9 protein-coding genes are annotated in these 18896 nt (G+C 53.5%); 7 read left to right on the top strand and 2 right to left on the bottom strand.

Going from position 1 to position 18896, the window contains the following annotated elements; genetic code table 11:
* The first annotated feature begins 30 nt into the window (after positions 1 to 30).
* The 7 genes from NX720_RS07215 to tnpC all read left to right on the top strand — a co-directional run bounded on the left by NX720_RS07215 (position 31) and on the right by tnpC (position 17688).
* Complete coding sequence (locus NX720_RS07215) at positions 31 to 4434, top strand: DUF1601 domain-containing protein (RefSeq protein WP_262600358.1); 4404 nt, start codon at positions 31 to 33, stop codon at positions 4432 to 4434.
* 97 nt (positions 4435 to 4531) lie between these two features.
* Positions 4532 to 8029, top strand: a complete 3498-nt coding sequence (locus tag NX720_RS07210; RefSeq protein WP_262600357.1) for a DUF1601 domain-containing protein — start codon at positions 4532 to 4534, stop codon at positions 8027 to 8029.
* Between the two features lie 98 nt (positions 8030 to 8127).
* Positions 8128 to 12255 (top strand): DUF1601 domain-containing protein, encoded by a 4128-nt coding sequence (locus tag NX720_RS07205; protein ID WP_262600355.1) that lies wholly within the window; start codon positions 8128 to 8130, stop codon positions 12253 to 12255.
* Positions 12256 to 12586: 331 nt separating this feature from the next.
* A complete protein-coding gene (locus NX720_RS07200) occupies positions 12587 to 12967 on the top strand; it encodes a hypothetical protein (protein WP_262600354.1) in 381 nt (126 codons plus the stop codon).
* The gene (locus tag NX720_RS07195) at positions 12968 to 15580 is read left to right on the top strand and encodes a DUF1601 domain-containing protein (RefSeq protein WP_262600353.1); all 2613 of its coding nucleotides are present in this window, start codon (positions 12968 to 12970) and stop codon (positions 15578 to 15580) included.
* Entirely contained in the window at positions 15520 to 16011 is a 492-nt protein-coding gene (locus NX720_RS07190) for a hypothetical protein (protein WP_262600351.1), read from the top strand. Before NX720_RS07195 ends, NX720_RS07190 begins: the two co-directional genes overlap by 61 nt.
* A gap of 3 nt (positions 16012 to 16014) precedes the next feature.
* Positions 16015 to 17688 (top strand): IS66 family transposase, encoded by a 1674-nt coding sequence (tnpC, locus tag NX720_RS07185; RefSeq protein WP_262595730.1) that lies wholly within the window; start codon positions 16015 to 16017, stop codon positions 17686 to 17688.
* Positions 17689 to 17755: 67 nt separating this feature from the next.
* On the opposite strand, the gene NX720_RS07180 is transcribed toward tnpC, so the two are convergent.
* Both NX720_RS07180 and NX720_RS07175 read right to left on the bottom strand, forming a co-directional pair.
* Complete coding sequence (locus NX720_RS07180) at positions 17756 to 18100, bottom strand: molybdopterin-dependent oxidoreductase (protein WP_262600350.1); 345 nt, start codon at positions 18098 to 18100, stop codon at positions 17756 to 17758.
* 46 nt (positions 18101 to 18146) lie between these two features.
* Positions 18147 to 18716, bottom strand: coding sequence for a c-type cytochrome (locus NX720_RS07175; protein ID WP_262600348.1), 570 nt, complete (start codon positions 18714 to 18716; stop codon positions 18147 to 18149).
* Positions 18717 to 18896 lie beyond the last annotated feature (180 nt).

Raw genomic sequence — 18896 nt, 5'->3', positions numbered from 1 at the left:
TCAGGCGGCTGTTGACTATCCTTCCATGCCATGAATTTCCCCTCCCCGGTGACCAATGCCCAGCATGGCTATCCAGGCCAAAAAGTCCTGGAGTATCTTGCTCAACTCCAGCAACGGAACGCCTGGCTTAAGCAGCCACTTGACTGGTCGCAAAAAGAACCAGAATCGTCACAGAAAGGGAACACTCCCTCGCCAAACAGCCCTGAGTTTATTGAAGAGAGATTTACCAGCATGACCAGGCTCTTTTTTTTTCTGGCTTTCCTGTTGCTGTTGCCATTATGCCACGGACATGATCCCTTGTTTGAACCTTACCTGCCTGTCCCGCAGGCTCTGGGTATTGGTAATTTCGACAAGCCTGAGGTCAGTTCCCTGGCTATTGTGACCTGGATGATGGCGGGTCATAGCGGGTCGGCTTCCGGGCAGGTCGATTGGCCGTTTGCGGGCTATTTCGGGTTTGGAGATAGTCACTTCACCGGTCAGAAGGCCCAACCTGAAATGGTGTCGGCCATGCCGACCCCTGAGGCCGGTTCGGTTGAAACCCTGCTCTGCCTTGAGCCTGCCATCCACACAATTAATCCACTGCCTTACAATTGTCGCTCCCTGCCAGCCGATGCCTGTGGCCTGGTTGTAAGCCATGACCCCGAAGTGGTTGACGGGGAGTCTGCTCCCCTGTTTTTCCCCGTTCCCTGTGACCTTCCTTTCACGAAGGCAGGCGCCAGCCTGTATCCATTGCCCTGTGACGATGAACTCTGTCTGGGTTGGGAGAGTCATTCGCAGAAAATCACCCTTGACTTCTCTCAGGCCAGAGTACCGGATAACTTCCTGAGGCTGGTTCGACGCGCCGGTGTGCTTCCCGGGTGGTTCTATCAAACCACTGATCAGCAGGGGCAGGTTATTTACTACTGGTATGATTCTCAGGGCAATCGCCACAGCATCAGCCAGCAAGAGTACTGGCTGATGCTGTCCCGGTTATTTGAAAGCCTGATGCACCGATTCTACCCGGAGGTTTTCGACCCCCCGCTTCCGGCGGGCGGTGGCTGGCATATATGGCTCTATACGAGAAAGAGCAAGCCAGCAGGACGACAAGGCAGTGGCCGTGGGAGAGCAGGAGGGAGAGGAAAGATACAACAGGCTGCCGGAGGAAGAGGGGGCAACCCAGACAGAAAAAGACCAGGCAGTAAACCAGGTCAAAGGCCTGTCGCTTATGTCAAGCCTCAACCAAGAGCGGGAGCCACCGGGACAAGGAAGATGCCAGAGAAGGCTCCGGACACCAGGGTAGCTGAAACAATAGCGAGCCTGGTGAAGGAGTTTAAAACAGGCGATCTGGAAGCGGCAGCAAAAAGGTTTAAGAAAAAATACAACGGTAAAGATCATAGCTACTTTTGCAACCAGATCAAGTTAGCCACCAAGGAGCGAGGTTTTTCCCTGACACTGGAAGAGAAAAAACAATTACAACCTTTTGTCACTCATTTAGCAGAGGTTATTTTATCCAGTCAGTTTAGTGGCAAGAGCGTCAGTACCTGTGTACACAGCTTGACGTCAAGCCAGTTGCTCTACCCATTCGTAAGCGATAGGGGTTTAGCAGGGGAGATTAACGCCTTAACTAAAGCCTTGCTGATTCGAGTGGCTCAAGTCAGGGACCTTGATAGTCAAGGGGTCTCCAACCTCCTTCGGGCGCTGGCGAAGCTGGTGGAGAACGGACTCCAAATGCAACAGGCCAACAGGGCGGTGAGGGCATTGTTACCGCAGGTGGTACAGGTAGCAGAAAAGCAGGCCAGCAGGGTGCAGTTGTCGCAGACGGCAAAGGAAACGAGCCCACGGGACAGGTTTAGTTCTCAAGGGGTCTCCAACCTGATGTGGGCGCTGGCGAAACTGGTGGAGAACGGACTCGTGATGCCGCAGGCCAAAAGTGCGGTGACGGCGCTGTTGCCGCTGGTGGTGCAGATGGCAGAAGGAATGAGAACGAGCCCCCGGGCCGGGTTTAATCCTCAAGAAGTCGCCAACCTGCTGTGGGCGCTGGCGAAATTGATGGAGAACGGACTCGAAATGCAGCAGGCTCACAGGGCGGTGACGGCACTGTTGACGCAGGTGGTACAGATAGCAGAGGGAAGGAACCTCCGGGCCGGGTTTAATCCTCAGGAAGTCGCCAACCTGCTGTGGGCGCTGGCGAAACTGATGGAGAACGGGCTCGAAATGGAGCAGGCTCACAGGGCGGTGACGGCACTGTTGCCGCAGGTGGTACAGGTGGCAGAGGGAACGAGCTCTCAGGCCGGGTTTACTTCTCAAGGGGTCTCCAACCTGCTGTGGGCGCTGGCGAAACTGGTGGAGAACGGACTCGAAATGCAGCAGGCCCAAAGGGCGGTGACGGCACTGTTGCCGCAGGTGGTACTGATGTCAGAGGGAACGAGCCTCCGGGCCGGGTTTGTTCCACAACACGTTGCCAGCCTGCTGTGGGCGCTGGCGAAACTGGTGGAGAACGGGCTCGAAATGCAGCAGGCCCAAAGTGCGGTGACGGCGCTGTTGCCGCTGGTGGTGCAGATGGCAGAAGGAACGAGCCCCGAGGCCGGGTTCAGCTCTCAAGGGGTCTCCAACGTGCTGTGGGCGCTGGGGAAACTGGTGGAGAACGGACACAGGATGCGACAGGCCAGCAGTGCGGTGACGGCGCTGTTGCCGCAGGTGATGCAGGTGGCAGAGGGAGCGAGTTGCCAAGATGGGTTTATTCCACAACACGTTGCCAGCCTGCTGTGGGCGCTGGGGAAACTGGTGGAGAACGGACTCAGGATGCGACAGGCCAACAGTGCGGTGACGGCGCTTTTGCCACTGGTGGTGCAGGTGGTAGAGCAGAGCAGCAGGGAGGTAGTAGAGGAAATGAGCCCCGAGGCCGGGTTCAATTCTCAAGGGGTCACCAACCTGCTGTGGGCGCTGGCGAAACTGGTGGAGAACGGACTCGAAATGCAACAGGCTCACAAGGCGATGACGGCACTGTTGCCACAAGTGGTGGAGGTGGCAGAGAAAAAGAGCCCCGAGGCTGGGTTCAGTTCTCAAGCGGTCTCCAACCTGCTATGGGCGCTGGCGAAACTGGTGGAGAACGGACTCGAAATGCCGCAGGCCAACAGGGCGGTGACGGCACTGTTGTTGCAGGTGGTACAAATGTCAGAGGGAACGAGCCTCCGGGCCGGTTTTGTTCCACAACACGTTGCCAGCCTGCTGTGGGCGGTGGCGAAACTGATGGAGAACGGACTCGAAATGCCGCAGACCAACAGGGCGGTGACGGCACTGTTGACGCAGGTGGTACAGATGGCAGAGGGAACGAGCTCTCATGCCGGGTTCACTTCTCAAGGGATCTCCAACCTGCTGTGGGCGCTGGCGAAACTGATGGAGAACGGGCTCGGAATGCAGCAGGCTCACAGGGTGGTGACGGGACTGTTGACGCAGGTGGTACAGGTAGCAGAGGGAAGGAACCTCCGGGCCGGGTTTAATCCTCAGGAAGTCGCCAACCTGCTGTGGGCGCTGGCGAAACTGATGGAGAACGGGCTCGGAATGCAGCAGGCTCACAGGGTGGTGACGGGACTGTTGACGCAGGTGGTACAGATAGCAGAGGGAAGGAACCTCCGGGCCGGGTTTAATCCTCAGGAAGTCGCCAACCTGCTGTGGGCGCTGGCGAAACTGGTGGAGAACGGACTCGAAATGCATCAGATTCACAGGGCGGTGACGGCATTGTTGTCGCAGGTGGTACAGATGGCAGAGGGAACGAGCCCCCAAGTCAAGTTTAACTCTCAGGATATAGCCAACATACTTTGGTCAATAGCTTTCCTGGGAGAATTTATTGAGCCTCAAACAATTGAGGGCGTATTAAATAGCTTCTCTTTTGATAAACAATATTCAGTATTATCACAAACTCAGCTGCTTTGGAGTTTTATGGTATTTATGGCCAGAAAGGTTTCAATTAATAACCAGTTAATATTGCTGGTGAAATTCTGGTATCAAACTTTGGCACAACAAAAAAATGATGAGCAATTGGAATCACTGTTAACAATAGCCGGGATATGGCTTGAGCAAGAACCATTTTTTAATCCGAAATACGAAACTCGTCCCTCCCAATTGCAGAATGACTTTAAAACCAAATTGACTAATAAATTTCCCAATATAGAGTTCTCAGAGGAACAGTCTTTTGAAAATTTACCTCCGCTTGATTTTTTTATGGGTAATCCCTATCGATTAGGTATTGAAATTCAGGGGCCACATCATTATACGGACCAGGAGTCATTATCAAAAACAGGAAAGACGATCCTGAAAGTTGAGACATACAAAAAGATAGGCCTCGATGTCATAGAAGTTCCTTACAGGCATCTGAATAGAGATAATTTAAGTTGGGTTTGGGCTATTTTGTTGAAAAAACAGAGTGTGATTCAGCAACCTCGATCATCTCAGTAAATATTCGGTGAACCCATAGCCTTGGAGGTCGAGTCGCCAAGGGTAATTTCTCAAAAAGTGCTGGTTGTCAGGCGCCTGTTGACTATCCTTCCATGCCATGAATTTCTCCTCCTCGGTGACCAATGCCCAGCATGGCTATCCAGACCAAAAAGTTCTGGAGTATCTTGCTCAACTCCAGCAACGGAACGCCTGGCTTAAGCAGCCACTTGACTGGTCGCAAAAAGAACCAGAATCGTCACAGAAAGGGAACACTCCCTCGCCAAACAGCCCTGAGTTTATTGAAGAGAGATTTACCAGCATGACCAGACTCTTTTTTTTTCTGGCTTTCCTGTTGCTGTTGCCATTATGCCACGGACATGATCCCTTGTTTGAACCTTATCTGCCTGTCTCGCAGGCTCTGGGTATTGGTAATTTCGACAAGCCTGAGGTCAGTTCCCTGGCTATTATGACCTGGATGATGGCGGGTCATAGGGGGTCGGCTTCCGGGCAGGTCGATTGGCCTTTTGCGGGCTATTTCGGGTTTGGAGATAGTCACTTCACCGGTCAGAAGGCCCAACCTGAAATGGTGTCGGCCATGCCGACCCCTGAGGCCGGTTCGGTTGAAACCCTGCTCTGCCTTGAGCCTGCCATCCACACAATTAATCCACTGCCTTACAATTGTCGCTCCCTGCCAGCCGATGCCTGTGGCCTGGTTGTAAGCCATGACCCCGAAGTGGTTGACGGGGAGTCTGCTCCCCTGTTTTTCCCCGTTCCCTGTGACCTTCCTTTCACGAAGGCAGGCGCCAGCCTGTATCCATTGCCCTGTGACGATGAACTCTGTCTGGGTTGGGAGAGTCATTCGCAGAAAATCACCCTTGACTTCTCTCAGGCCAGAGTACCGGATAACTTCCTGAGGCTGGTTCGACGCGCCGGTGTGCTTCCCAGGTGGTTCTATCAAACCACTGATCAGCAGGGGCAGGTTATTTACTACTGGTATGATTCTCAGGGCAATCGCTACAGCATCAGCCAGCAAGAGTACCGGCTGATGCTGTCCGGGTTATTTGAAAGCCTGATGCACCGATTCTACCCGGAGGTTTTCGACCCCCCGCTTCCGGCGGGCGGTGGCTGGCATATATGGCTCTATACGAGAAAGAGCAAGCCAGCAGGACGACAAGGCAGTGGCCGTGGGAGAGCAGGAGGGAGAGGAAAGATACAACTGGCTGCCGGAGGAAGAGGGGGCAACCCAGACAGAAAAAGACCAGGCAGTAAACCAAGTCAAAGGCCTATCGCTTATGTCAAGCCTCAACCAAGAGCGGGAGCCACCGGGACAAGGAAGATGCCAGAGAAGGCTCCGGACACCAGGGCAGCTGAAACAATAGCGAGCCTGGTGAAGGAGTTTAAAACAGGCGATCTGGAAGCGGCAGCAAAAAGGTTTAAGAAAAAATACAACGGTAAAGATCATAGCTACTTTTGCAACCGGATCAAGTTAGCCACCAAGGAGCGAGGTTTTTCCCTGACACTGGAAGAGAAAAAACAATTACAACCTTTTGTCACTCATTTAGCAGAGGTTATTTCTTCCAGTCGGTTTAGTGGCAAGCACGTCAGCATCTGTGTACACAGCTTGACGTCAAGCCAGTTGCTCTACCCATCCGTAAGCGATGGGAATTTAACAAGGGAGATTAACGCCTTAACTAAAGCCTTGCTGATTCGAGTGGCTCAAGTCAGGGACCTTGATAGTCAAGGGGTCTCCAACCTGCTTCGGGCGCTGGCGAAGCTGGTGGAGAACGGACTCGAAATGCAACAGGCCAACAGGGCGGTGAGGACATTGTTACCGCAGGTGGTGCAGGTAGCAGAAAAGCAGGCCAGCAGGGCGCAGTTGTCGCAGACGGCAAAGGAAACGAGCCCACGGGACAGGTTCAGTTCTCAAGGGGTCTCCAACCTGATTTGGGCGCTGGCGAAACTGGTGGAGAACGGACTCGTGATGCCGCAGGCCAAAAGTGCGGTGACGGCGCTGTTGCCGCTGGTGGTGCAGATGGCAGAAGGAATGAGAACGAGCCCCCGGGCCGGGTTTAATCCTCAAGAAGTCGCCAACCTGCTGTGGGCGCTGGCGAAACTGGTGGAGAACGGACTCGAAATGCAACAGGCTCACAAGGCGATGACGGCACTGTTGCCACAAGTGGTGGAGGTGGCAGAGAAAAAGAGCCCCGAGGCTGGGTTCAGTTCTCAAGCGGTCTCCAACCTGCTATGGGCGCTGGCGAAACTGGTGGAGAACGGACTCGAAATGCCGCAGGCCAACAGGGCGGTGACGGCACTGTTGTTGCAGGTGGTACAAATGTCAGAGGGAACGAGCCTCCGGGCCGGTTTTGTTCCACAACACGTTGCCAGCCTGCTGTGGGCGGTGGCGAAACTGATGGAGAACGGACTCGAAATGCCGCAGACCAACAGGGCGGTGACGGCACTGTTGACGCAGGTGGTACAGATGGCAGAGGGAACGAGCTCTCATGCCGGGTTCACTTCTCAAGGGATCTCCAACCTGCTGTGGGCGCTGGCGAAACTGATGGAGAACGGGCTCGGAATGCAGCAGGCTCACAGGGCGGTGACGGCACTGTTGACGCAGGTGGTACAGATAGCAGAGGGAAAAAGCCTCCGGGCCGGGTTTAATCCTCAGGAAGTCGCCAACCTGCTGTGGGCGCTGGCAAAACTGGTGGAGAACGGACTCGAAATGCAACAGGCTCACAAGGCGATGACGGCACTGTTGCCGCAGGTGGTACAGGTGGCAGGGGGAATGAACCTCCGGGCTGGGTTTAATGCTCAGGAAGTCGCCAACCTGCTGTGGGCGCTGGCGAAACTGGTGGAGAACGGACTCGAAATGCAGCAGGCCAACAGGGCGGTGACGGCACTGTTGTTGCAGGTGGTACAGATGGGAGAGGGAACGAGCCCCCAAGTCAAGTTTAACTCTCAGGATATAGCCAACATACTTTGGTCAATAGCTTTCCTGGGAGAATTTATTGAGCCTCAAACAATTGAGGGCGTATTAAATAGCTTCTCTTTTGATAAACAATATTCAGTATTATCACAAACTCAGCTGCTTTGGAGTTTTATGGTATTTATGGCCAGAAAGGTTTCAATTAATAACCAGTTAATATTGCTGGTGAAATCCTGGTATCAAACTTTGGCACAACAAAAAAATGATGAGCAATTGGAATCACTGTTAACAATAGCCGGGATATGGCTTGAGCAAGAACCATTTTTTAATCCGAAATACGAAACTCGTTCCTCCCAATTACAGAATGACTTTAAAACCAAATTGACTAATAAATTTCCCAATATAGAGTTCTCAGAGGAACAGTCTTTTGAAAATTTACCTCCGCTTGATTTTTTTATAGGTAATCCCTATCGATTAGGTATTGAAATTCAGGGGCCACATCATTATACGGACCAGGAGTCATTATCAAAAACAGGAAAGACGATCCTGAAAGTTGAGACATACAAAAAGGTAGACCTCGATGTCATAGAAGTGCCTTACAGGCATCTGGATAGAAATGATTTAAGTTGGGTTTGGGCTATTTTGTTGAAAAAACAGAGTGTGATTCAGCAACCTCGATCATCTCAGTAAATATTCGGTGAACCCATAGCCTTGGAGGTCGAGTCGCCCAAGGGTAATTTCTCAAAAAGTGCTGGTTGTCAGGCGCCTGTTGACTATCCTTCCATGCCATGAATTTCCCCTCCCCGGTGACCAATGCCCAGCATGGCTATCCAGGCCAAAAAGTTCTGGAGTATCTTGCTCAACTCCAGCAACAGAACGCCTGGCTTAAGCAGCCACTTGGCTGGTCGCAAAAAGAACCAGAATCGTCACAGAAAGGGAACACTCCCTCGCCAAGCAGTCCTGAGTTTATTGAAGAGAGATTTACCAGCATGACCAGACTCTTTTTTTTTCTGGCTTTCCTGTTGCTGTTGCCATTATGCCACGGACATGATCCCTTGTTCGAACCTTACCTGCCTGTCCCGCAGGCTCTGGGTATTGGTAATTTCGACAAACCTGAGGTCAGTTCCCTGGCTATTATGACCTGGATGATGGCGGGTCATAGGGGGTCTGCTTCCGGGCAGGTCGATTGGCCGTTTGCAGGCTATTTCGGGTTTGGAGATAGTCGCTTCACCGGTCAGAAGGCCCACCCTGAAATGGTGTCGGCCATGCCGACCCCTGAGGCCGGTTCGGTTGAAACCCTGCTCTGCCTTGAGCCTGCCACCCACACAATTAATCCACTGCCTTACAATTGTCGCTCCCTGCCAGCCGATGCCTGTGGCCTGGTTGCAAGCCATGACCCTGAAGTGGTTGACGGGGAGCCAGCTCCCCTGTTTTTCCCCGTTCCCTGTGACCTTCCTTTCACGAAGGCAGGCGCCAGCCTGTATCCATTGCCCTGTGACGATGAACTCTGTCTGGGTTGGGAGAGTCATTCGCAGAAAGTCACCCTTGACTTCTCTCAGGCCAGAGTACCGGATAACTTCCTGAGGCTGGTTCGACGCGCTGGTGTGCTTCCCGGGTGGTTCTATCAAACCACTGATCAGCAGGGGCAGGTTATTTACTACTGGTATGATTCTCAGGGCAATCGCTACAGCGTCAGCCAGCAAGAGTACTGGCTGATGCTGTCCGGGTTATTTGAAAGCTTGATGCGCCGATTCTACCCGGAGGTTTTCGACCCCCCGCTTCCGGCGGGCGGTGGCTGGCATATATGGCTCTATACGAGAAAGAGCAAGCCAGCAGGACGACAAGGCAGTGGCCGTGGGAGAGCAGGAGGGAGAGGAAAGATACAACTGGCTGCCGGAGGAAGAGGGGGCAACCCAGACAGAAAAAGACCAGGCAGTAAACCAGGTCAAAGGCCTGTCGCTTATGTCAAGCCTCAACCAAGAGCGGGAGCCACCGGGACAAGGAAGATGCCAGAGAAGGCTCCGGACACCAGGGCAGCTGAAACAATAGCGAGCCTGGTGAAGGAGTTTAAAACAGGCGATCTGGAAGCGGCAGCAAAAAGGTTTAAGAAAAAATACAACGGCAAAGATCATAGCTACTTTTGCAACCGGATCAAGTTAGCCACCAAGAAGCGAGGTTTTTCCCTGACACTGGAAGAGAAAAAACAATTACAACCTTTTGTCACTCATTTAGCAGAGGTTATTTCTTCCAGTCGGTTTAGTGGCAAGCACGTCAGCATCTGTGTACACAGCTTGACGTCAAGCCAGTTGCTCTACCCATTCGTAAGAGATAGGGGTTTAGCAGGGGAGATTAACGCCTTAACTAAAGCTTTGCTGATTCGAGTGGCTCAAGTCACGAACTTTAAGAGTCAAGGGCTCTCCAGTCTGGTGTGGGCGCTGGCGAAACTGGTGGAGAAGGGGCTCGAAATACAACAGACCCGCAGTGCGGTGACGGCGCTGTTGCCGCAGGTGGTGCAGATGGCGGAGCAGTCAAAGAAAAAGCACGAAAAAAACAGCTCAGAGGTGCAGGTAACAGAGCAGGCCAGCAGGGCGCAGTTGCCGCAGGCGGCAGAGGAAACGAGTCCCCGGGACGGGTTCAGCTCTCAAGGGGTCTCCAACGTGCTGTGGGCGCTGGGGAAACTGGTGGAGAACGGACTCGAGATGCCGCAGGCCAACAGTGCGGTGACGGCGCTGTTGCCGCAGGTGGTGCAGGTGGCAGAGGGAGCGAGTTGCCAGGCCGGGTTTAATCCTCAGGAAGTCGCCAACCTGCTGTGGGCGCTGGCGAAACTGGTGGAGAACGGACTCAGGATGCAACAGGCCAACAGTGCGGTGACGGCGCTGTTGCCGCAGGTGGTGCAGGTGGCAGAGGGAGCGAGTTGCCAAGATGGGTTTATTCCACAACACGTTGCCAACCTGCTGTGGGCGCTGACGAAATTGGTGGGGAACGGGCTCGAAATGCAGCAGGCCCACAGAGCGGTGACGGCGCTGTTGCCGAAGGTGGTGCAGGTGGCAGAGGGAGCGAGTTGCCAAGATGGGTTTATTCCACAACACGTCGCCAACCTGCTGTGGGCGCTGGCGAAACTGGTGGAGAACGGACTCAGGATGCGAAAGGCCAACAGGGCGGTGACGGCGCTGTTGCCGCAGGTGGTGCAGGTGGCAGAGGGAGCGAGTTGCCAAGATGGGTTTATTCCACAACACGTCGCCAGCCTGCTGTGGGCGCTGACGAAACTCATGGAGAACGGACTCGAAATACAGCAGGCTCACAGGGCGGTGACGGCACTGTTGTTGCGGGTGGCACAGATAGCAGAGGGAACGAGCCTCCGAGCCGGGTTTAATCCTCAGACAGTCGCCAACCTGCTGTGGGCGCTGGCGAAACTGGTGGAGAACGGACTCGAAATGCCGCAGACCAACAGGGCGGTGACGGCACTGTTGCCGCAGGTGGTACAGATGGCAGATGGAACGAGCTCTCATGCCGGGTTCACTTCTCAAGGGATCTCCAACCTGCTGTGGGCGCTGGCGAAACTGGTGGAGAACGGACTTGAGATGCAGCAGGCCCAAAGTGCGGTGACGGCGCTGTTGCCGCTGGTGGTGCAGATGGCAGAGGGAGCGAGCCTCCAAGCCGGGTTTAATCCTCAGACAGTCGCCAACCTGCTGTGGGCGCTGGCGAAACTGGTGGGGAACGGGCTCGAAATGCAGCAGGCTCACAGGGCGGTGGCGGTACTGTTGCCGCAGGTGGTACAGATAGCAGAGGGAGCGAGCCCCCAGGCTGAGTTCAGTTCTCAAGGGGTCGCCAACCTGCTGTGGGCGCTGGCGAAACTGGTGGAGAGCGGACTCGAAATGCCGCAGACCAACAGGGCGGTGACGGCACTGTTGACGCAGGTGGTACAGATGTCAGATGGAACGAGCCTCCGGGCCGGGTTCCGTTCTCAGGGGGTCGCCAACCTGCTTTGGGCGCTGGCGAAACTGATGGAGAATGGGCTCGAAATGCAGCAGGCTCACAGGGCGGTGGCGGCACTGTTGCCGCAGGTGGTACAGATGGCACAGGGAACGAGCTCTCAGGCCGGGTTCACTTCTCAAGGGGTCTCCAACCTGCTGTGGGCGCTGGCGAAACTGGTGGAGAATGGACTCGAAATGCAGCAGATTCACAGGGTGGTGACGGCATTGTTGCCGCAGGTGGTACAGATGGCAGAGGGAACGAGCCCTCAGGCCGGGTTTAATCCTCAGGAAGTCGCTAACCTGCTGTGGTCAATAGCTTTTTTGGGAGAATTTATTGAGCCTCAAACAATTGAGGGCGTATTAAATAGCTTCTCTTTTGATAAACAATATTTAGTATTACAACAAGCTCAGCTGCTTTGGAGTTTTATGGTATTTATGGCCAGAAAGGTTTCAATTAATAACCAGTTAATATTGCTGGTGAAATCCTGGTATCAAACTTTGGCACAACAAAAAAATTATGAGCAATTGGAACCACTGTTAACAACAGCCGGGATATGGCTTGAGCAAGAACCATTTTTTAATCCGAAATACGAAACTCGTCCCTCCCAATTGCAGAATGACTTTAAAACCAAATTGACTAATAAATTTCCCAATATAGAGTTCTCAGAGGAACAGTCTTTTGAAAATTTACCTCCGCTTGATTTTTTTATAGGTAATCCCTATCGATTAGGTATTGAAATTCAGGGGCCGCATCATTTTACGGACCAGGAGTCATTATCAAAAACAGGAAAGACGATCCTGAAGGTTGAGACATACAAAAAGGTAGGCCTCGATGTCATAGAAGTGCCTTACAGGCATCTGAATAGAGATAATTTAAGTTGGGTTTGGGCTATTTTGTTGAAAAAACAGAGTGTGATTCAGCAACCTCGATCATCTCAGTAAATATTCGGTGAACCCATAGCCTAGGAGGTCGAGTCGCCCAAGGGTAATTTCTCAAAAAGTGCTGGTTGTCAGGCGCCTGTTGACTATCCTTCCATGCCATGAATTTCCCCTCCTCGGTGACCAATGCTCAGCATGGCTATCCAGGCCAAAAAGTTCTGGAGTATCTTGCTCAACTCCAGCAACAGAACGCCTGGCTTAAGCAGCCACTTGACTGGTCGCAAAAAGAACCAGAATCGTCACAGAAAGGGAACACTCCCTCGCCAAGCAGTCCTGAGTTTATTGAAGAGAGATTTACCAGCATGACCAGGCTCTTTTTTTTCTGGCTTTCCTTTTGCTGTTGCCATTATGCCACGGACATGATCCCTTGTTTGAACCTTACCTGCCTGTCTCGCAGGCTCTGGGTATTGGTAATTTCGACAAACCTGAGGCTAGTTCCCTGGCTATTATGACCTGGATGATGGCGGGTCATAGGGGGTCGGCTTCCGGGCAGGTCGATTGGCCTTTTGCGGGCTATTTCGGGTTTGGAGATAGTCGCCTCACCGGTCAGAAGGCCTACCCTGAAATGGTGTCGGCCATGCCGACCCCTGAGGCCGATTCGGCTGAAACCCTGCTATGCCTTGAGCCTGCCACCCACACAATCAATCCACTGCCTTACAATTGTCGCTCCCTGCCAGCCGATGCCTGTGGTCTGGTTGTAAGCCATGACCTCTAAGTGGTTGACGGGGAGCCTGCTCCCCTGTTTTTCCCCTTTCCCTGTGACCTTCCTTTCACGAAGGCAGGCGCCAGCCTGTATCCATTGCCCTGCGACGATGAACTCTGTCTGGGCTGGGAGAGTCATTCGCAGAAAATCACCCTTGACTTCTCTCAGGCCAGAGTGCCGGATAACTTCCTGAGGCTGGTTCAACGCGCCGGTGTGCTTCCCGGGTGGTTCTATCAAACCACTGATCAGCAGGGGCAGGTTATTTACTACTGGTATGATTCTCAGGGCAATCGCTACAGCGTCAGCCAGCAAGAGTACTGGCTGATGCTGTCCGGGTTATTTGAAAGCTTGATGCGCCGATTCTACCCGGAGGTTTTCGACCCCCCGCTTCCGGCGGGCGGTGGCTGGCATATATGGCTCTATACGAGAAAGAGCAAGCCAGCAGGACGACAAGGCAGTGGCCGTGGGAGAGCAGGCGGGGGAGGAAAGATAAAACAGGCTGCCGGAGGAAGAGGGGGCAACCCAGACAGAAAAAGACCAGGCAGTAAACCAGGTCAAAGGCCTGTCGCTTATGTCAAGCCTCAACCAAGAGCGGGAGCCACCGGGACAAGGAAGATGCCAGAGAAGGCTCCGGACACCAGGGCAGCTGAAACAATAGCGAGCCTGGTGAAGGAGTTTAAAACAGGCGATCTGGAAGCGGCAGCAAAAAGGTTTAAGAAAAAATACAACGGTAAAGATCATAGCTACTTTTGCAACCAGATCAAGTTAGCCACCAAGGAGCGAGGTTTTTCCCTGACACTGGAAGAGAAAAAACAATTACAACCTTTTGTCACTCATTTAACAGAGGTTATTTTATCCAGTCAGTTTAGTGGCAAGAGCGTCAGTACCTGTGTACACAGCTTGACGTCAAGCCAGTTGCTCTACCCATTCGTAAGCGATAGGGGTTTAGCAGGGGAGATTAACGCCTTAACTAAAGCCTTGCTGATTCGAGTGGCTCAAGTCAGGGACCTTGATAGTCAAGGGGTCTCCAACCTGCTTCGGGCGCTGGCGAAGCTGGTGGAGAACGGACTCCAAATGCAACAGGCCAACAGGGCGGTGAGGGCATTGTTACCGCAGGTGGTGCAGGTAGCAGAAAAGCAGGCCAGCAGGGTGCAGTTGTCGCAGACGGCAAAGGAAACGAGCCCACGGGACAGGTTTAGTTCTCAAGGGGTCTCCAACCTGATGTGGGCGCTGGCGAAAATGGTGGAGAACGGACTCGTGATGCCGCAGGCCAAAAGTGCGGTGACGGCGCTGTTGCCGCTGGTGGTGCAGATGGCAGAAGGAATGAGAACGAGCCCCCGGGCCGGGTTTAATCCTCAAGAAGTCGCCAACCTGCTGTGGGCGCTGGCGAAATTGATGGAGAACGGACTCGAAATGCAGCAGGCTCACAGGGCGGTGACGGCACTGTTGACGCAGGTGGTACAGATAGCAGAGGGAAGGAACCTCCGGGCCGGGTTTAATCCTCAGGAAGTCGCCAACCTGCTGTGGGCGCTGGCGAAACTGATGGAGAACGGGCTCGAAATGGAGCAGGCTCACAGGGCGGTGACGGCACTGTTGCCGCAGGTGGTACAGGTGGCAGAGGGAACGAGCTCTCAGGCCGGGTTTACTTCTCAAGGGGTCTCCAACCTGCTGTGGGCGCTGGCGAAACTGGTGGAGAACGGACTCGAAATGCAGCAGGCCCAAAGGGCGGTGACGGCACTGTTGCCGCAGGTGGTACTGATGTCAGAGGGAACGAGCCTCCGGGCCGGGTTTGTTCCACAACACGTTGCCAGCCTGCTGTGGGCGCTGGCGAAACTGGTGGAGAACGGGCTCGAAATGCAGCAGGCCCAAAGTGCGGTGACGGCGCTGTTGCCGCTGGTGGTGCAGATGGCAGAAGGAATGAGAACGAGCCCCCGGGCCGGGTTTAATCCTCAAGAAGTCGCCAACCTGCTGTGGGCGCTGGCGAAATTGATGGAGAACGGACTCGAAATGCAGCAGGCTCACAGGGCGGTGACGGAACTGTTGCCGCAGGTGGTGCAGATGGCAGAGGGAGCGAGCCCCCAGGTTGGGTTTAGTCCTCAGGAAGTCACCAACCTGCTGTGGGCGCTGACGAAATTGGTGGGGAACGGGCTCGAAATGCAGCAGGCCAACAGTGCGGTGACGGAACTGTTGCCGCTGGTGGTGCAGATGGCAGAAGGAACGAGAACGAGCCCCCGGGCCGGGTTTAATCCTCAAGAAGTCGCCAACCTGCTGTGGGCGCTGGCGAAACTGATGGAGAACGGACTCGAAATGCAGCAGGCTCACAGGGCGGTGACGGAACTGTTGCCGCTGGTGGTGCAGATGGCAGAAGGAACGAGCCCCGAGGCCGGGTTCAGCTCTCAAGGGGTCTCCAACGTGCTGTGGGCGCTGGGGAAACTGGTGGAGAACGGACACAGGATGCGACAGGCCAGCAGTGCGGTGACGGCGCTGTTGCCGCAGGTGGTGCAGATGGCAGAGGGAGCGAGTTGCCAAGATGGGTTTATTCCACAACACGTTGCCAGCCTGCTGTGGGCGCTGGGGAAACTGGTGGAGAACGGACTCAGGATGCGACAGGCCACAGTGCGGTGACGGCGCTTTTGCCACTGGTGGTGCAGGTGGTAGAGCAGAGCAGCAGGGAGGTAGTAGAGGAAATGAGCCCCGAGGCCGGGTTCAATTCTCAAGGGGTCACCAACCTGCTGTGGGCGCTGGCGAAACTGGTGGAGAACGGACTCGAAATGCAACAGGCTCACAAGGCGATGACGGCACTGTTGCCACAAGTGGTGGAGGTGGCAGAGAAAAAGAGCCCCGAGGCTGGGTTCAGTTCTCAAGCGGTCTCCAACCTGCTATGGGCGCTGGCGAAACTGGTGGAGAACGGACTCGAAATGCCGCAGGCCAACAGGGCGGTGACGGCACTGTTGTTGCAGGTGGTACAAATGTCAGAGGGAACGAGCCTCCGGGCCGGTTTTGTTGTAACTTTTCTACAAACCACTAAACATAAGCTCAAAGTCGTCTACTTTTAGAGTATGCAAAATGCTCATGTTTCAGGATCAGGCACAACACCTGCATTACTGCCTGCCCCCTTTGCTACCTCGCAGGTCATCCTCACCAAGCAGGAACACATCCAGCTAAAACAGCAGGCCAACCTCTGGCATGCCATGTGGAAGGCGGCCTGTGGCCGAGAGAAAAAAGTATTGGCTAAAAATGCCTCTCTTATCGCTCAGCATAAAGCCGAAATGGCTGGGTTGAACACCCAGGTCGCTGATCTGAAATCAGAACTGGCACACATGAAGCACTTGCTTTTCGGTCGTAAATCAGAGAAGACCAGTTCTTCTTCAAAGAAAAGTGGCAATACTACCCGGCCACCTTCAAATCGAAAACGAGGTCACCAGCCCGGAGTCCCCGGCTCTGGTCGCCATCTTCACAACAACCTGCCAGTGGTTCATGAGTCTGTAGACTTACCAGTGGACAAACAGTGTTGTACAGTCTGTCACCGGCCATTCAAGTCTTTTTTCAATGACGACAGCTGCGACGTAATTGAAGTTGAAGTTAAGGCTCACGTTCGTCGTTATCACCGAAGGCATTACCAAAAAACTTGCCAGTGCCCTGAAACGCCCAATATTACTACTCCACCACCTCCACCAAGACTCATCAACAAAGGAAAGCTTGGTATTTCTGTCTGGGTGGAGCTGTTGCTGAATAAGTACGCATACGGCATCCCCATAAACAGGCAACTTGAGTCTTATAAGACTCAGGGACTGGAACTGTCGCAGGCGACCATCTCCTTTGGCCTGGAAGCTATAACGCCCTTTTTTGAGCCGGTTGCCGAAGCTACTCGGGAATTCGTCGCCAGTAGCGATCAGTGGCATGCTGATGAAACCCGGTGGATCAGCTGGGCACATGAGACCACAGGTTCTCACAAACATTGGCTTTGGGTATTTCTCTGTGATCAGGCGGTTTATTTCAGCATTGCTGACACCCGTGCGGCTGTCGTACCAGAGTCGATCATTGGTGACGGGGCTGGAACGCTGGTGTGTGACCGATACTCAGCGTACAAAAAGCTTGCGAATGATGCGGTGTCTATTAATTTAGCTTTCTGCTGGGCTCACGTCAGGCGGGATTTTATTGACGCTCAACGAGGTGATCCGGAGTTGGAGAAATGGAGCGCCACCTGGGTGAACAGGATTGGTCGTTTATATCATCTTAATAGTCAGCGACTTGAAGTGCTTGATGAACCAGAGCAGCTAGCAACACAGCAGTTACGGCTTGAACATCAGGTAGAGCAGATGGCAATCCAGAGGGTTCAGGAACTTAATCGTCCTAAACTGCGAGTCAGAGCGAAAAAAGTGCTCGAAAGTCTACAGAATCACTGGGAAGGATTGACCCGCTTTGTCACTGATCCCGGTATCCCCATGGATAACAACGCTGCAGAGCAAGCACTGCGCACAGGTGTCGTTGGCAGGAAGAATTACTACGGCTCTGGCAGCGTATGGAGTGCTGATATAGCCGCTTTTCTATTCAGCGTTTTTATGACGCTAAAGCTTTGGGATATTAATCCAAAAATCTGGCTGGGTGCCTATCTTGAGGCTTGTGCCATAAATGGCAGGAAGCCACCTAATGATCTCACTCCTTATCTGCCCTGGTTAATGAGTGAGGAGCGGCTTTGTGAAATGCGCAATCATGATCCGCCAAAGGTATAACAATTGGAGGCAACAATAGGGAAAAGCGGTGTCTTAATTGCTAATTTTGAAGCGGTTTGTAGAAAAGTTACCTTGAAACCGCCGGAAACCGTTTCAGGTCCTGCAACGTGAAGGTTAACGGAGTTTCGACAAGCCCGTGTAGCAGCAGCTCGTATTGCTCCGGGTTAATGGCCGGGACACCGGAATGGTGGCGTTCAAAATGCAGGTCTGAAGGGGTAATCATTCCGTGGAGCCGATGAATCGGTGTAGCAGACTCAGTCTGCATCAGACCCTGAACTGTTTTTTGCAGCTGTTCCTGAGGGGCTTTTCCGCCCTCAGGCAGGGCTGGAGTTCCGGGGAACCGGCTTTGAGCCTGAAGCGTACCGGTTCCTGCCAGAGTTGCAATGCAGGATAGAAAGTCTCTGCGTTTCATGATTTTTCCAGTTATCAAACTTTATTCTAATGGCCGTTTTGTGTGGCTAGTGAGCCCGGTTAAATTGAAGACGGTCGTCGTTTTTAAAGCGATGGCGGGCTGGCATGATGATTTTGGCAAGGCTGTTTTTGTCGAGAACCGTTTCATGCTCAATGATGTCGTTCAGGTAGAGCAGGTAAGCCACTACACTGTAAACCTGACAATCGCTCAGGCTGCCAGGGCTGCTGTAAGGCATGGTACGACGAATATAGTCAAACAGTGTCGTTGCATAGGGCCAGTAGTTGCCGATGGTTTCTTTGGGGGGCTCTGGGCTGGAAAAAGGAAAATGGTCATCGGGTAGCCGGCCTGCCAGTTTGTCGCTTATTCCGCCTTCACCGCGTTTGCCATGGCAGGTTATGCAATGCTGCTGATAAACCTTTTCACCGTCAGTGACAGAGCCTGAGCCAGGGGGTAAACCCTGTCCATCCGGGCGCACATCCTTATCCAGCTGCTGTATCAAGTGCGGATCAGCCGGTTTGCCCAGCCCGAATTTTAACGGTCGGGCGTGATCCGGCGGAGGTGTTGCAGAAATGGTAAATGTTATCAACAGCAGAGTTGTTGAGTAATACGGTTTCATATCAGCGATTATATCAGTTAAAGTTTTTCAGGATAGTTCACTGAATGGCTTTGACAGTGGGAAGGTATTTTTTTGGACAATGCGGAGTCCGAAGGGCTCTTCTATAATTCCCCGGCTGTATTGGATTTTTGCGGCGATTGAGGGGCGCGGCTTTTCAAGGTTGAGCAGTTACCATGAGGA

Origin of the sequence: Endozoicomonas euniceicola (assembly GCF_025562755.1) — a bacterium.
GTDB lineage: Bacteria > Pseudomonadota > Gammaproteobacteria > Pseudomonadales > Endozoicomonadaceae > Endozoicomonas_A > Endozoicomonas_A euniceicola.
The sequence above is the reverse complement of the archived record's forward strand: the minus strand, read 5'-3'. Positions and strand labels throughout refer to the sequence as shown.

What these genes read in the sequence shown, in the direction of transcription:
- NX720_RS07205 (WP_262600355.1), top strand. Translation starts at nt 8,128, where the DNA reads ATGAATTTCCCCTCCCCGGTGACCAATGCCCAGCATGGCTATCCAGGC.
- NX720_RS07215 (WP_262600358.1), top strand. Translation starts at nt 31, where the DNA reads ATGAATTTCCCCTCCCCGGTGACCAATGCCCAGCATGGCTATCCAGGC.
- NX720_RS07180 (WP_262600350.1), bottom strand. Translation starts at nt 18,100, where the DNA reads ATGAAACGCAGAGACTTTCTATCCTGCATTGCAACTCTGGCAGGAACC.
- NX720_RS07210 (WP_262600357.1), top strand. Translation starts at nt 4,532, where the DNA reads ATGAATTTCTCCTCCTCGGTGACCAATGCCCAGCATGGCTATCCAGAC.
- tnpC (WP_262595730.1), top strand. Translation starts at nt 16,015, where the DNA reads ATGCAAAATGCTCATGTTTCAGGATCAGGCACAACACCTGCATTACTG.
- NX720_RS07175 (WP_262600348.1), bottom strand. Translation starts at nt 18,716, where the DNA reads ATGAAACCGTATTACTCAACAACTCTGCTGTTGATAACATTTACCATT.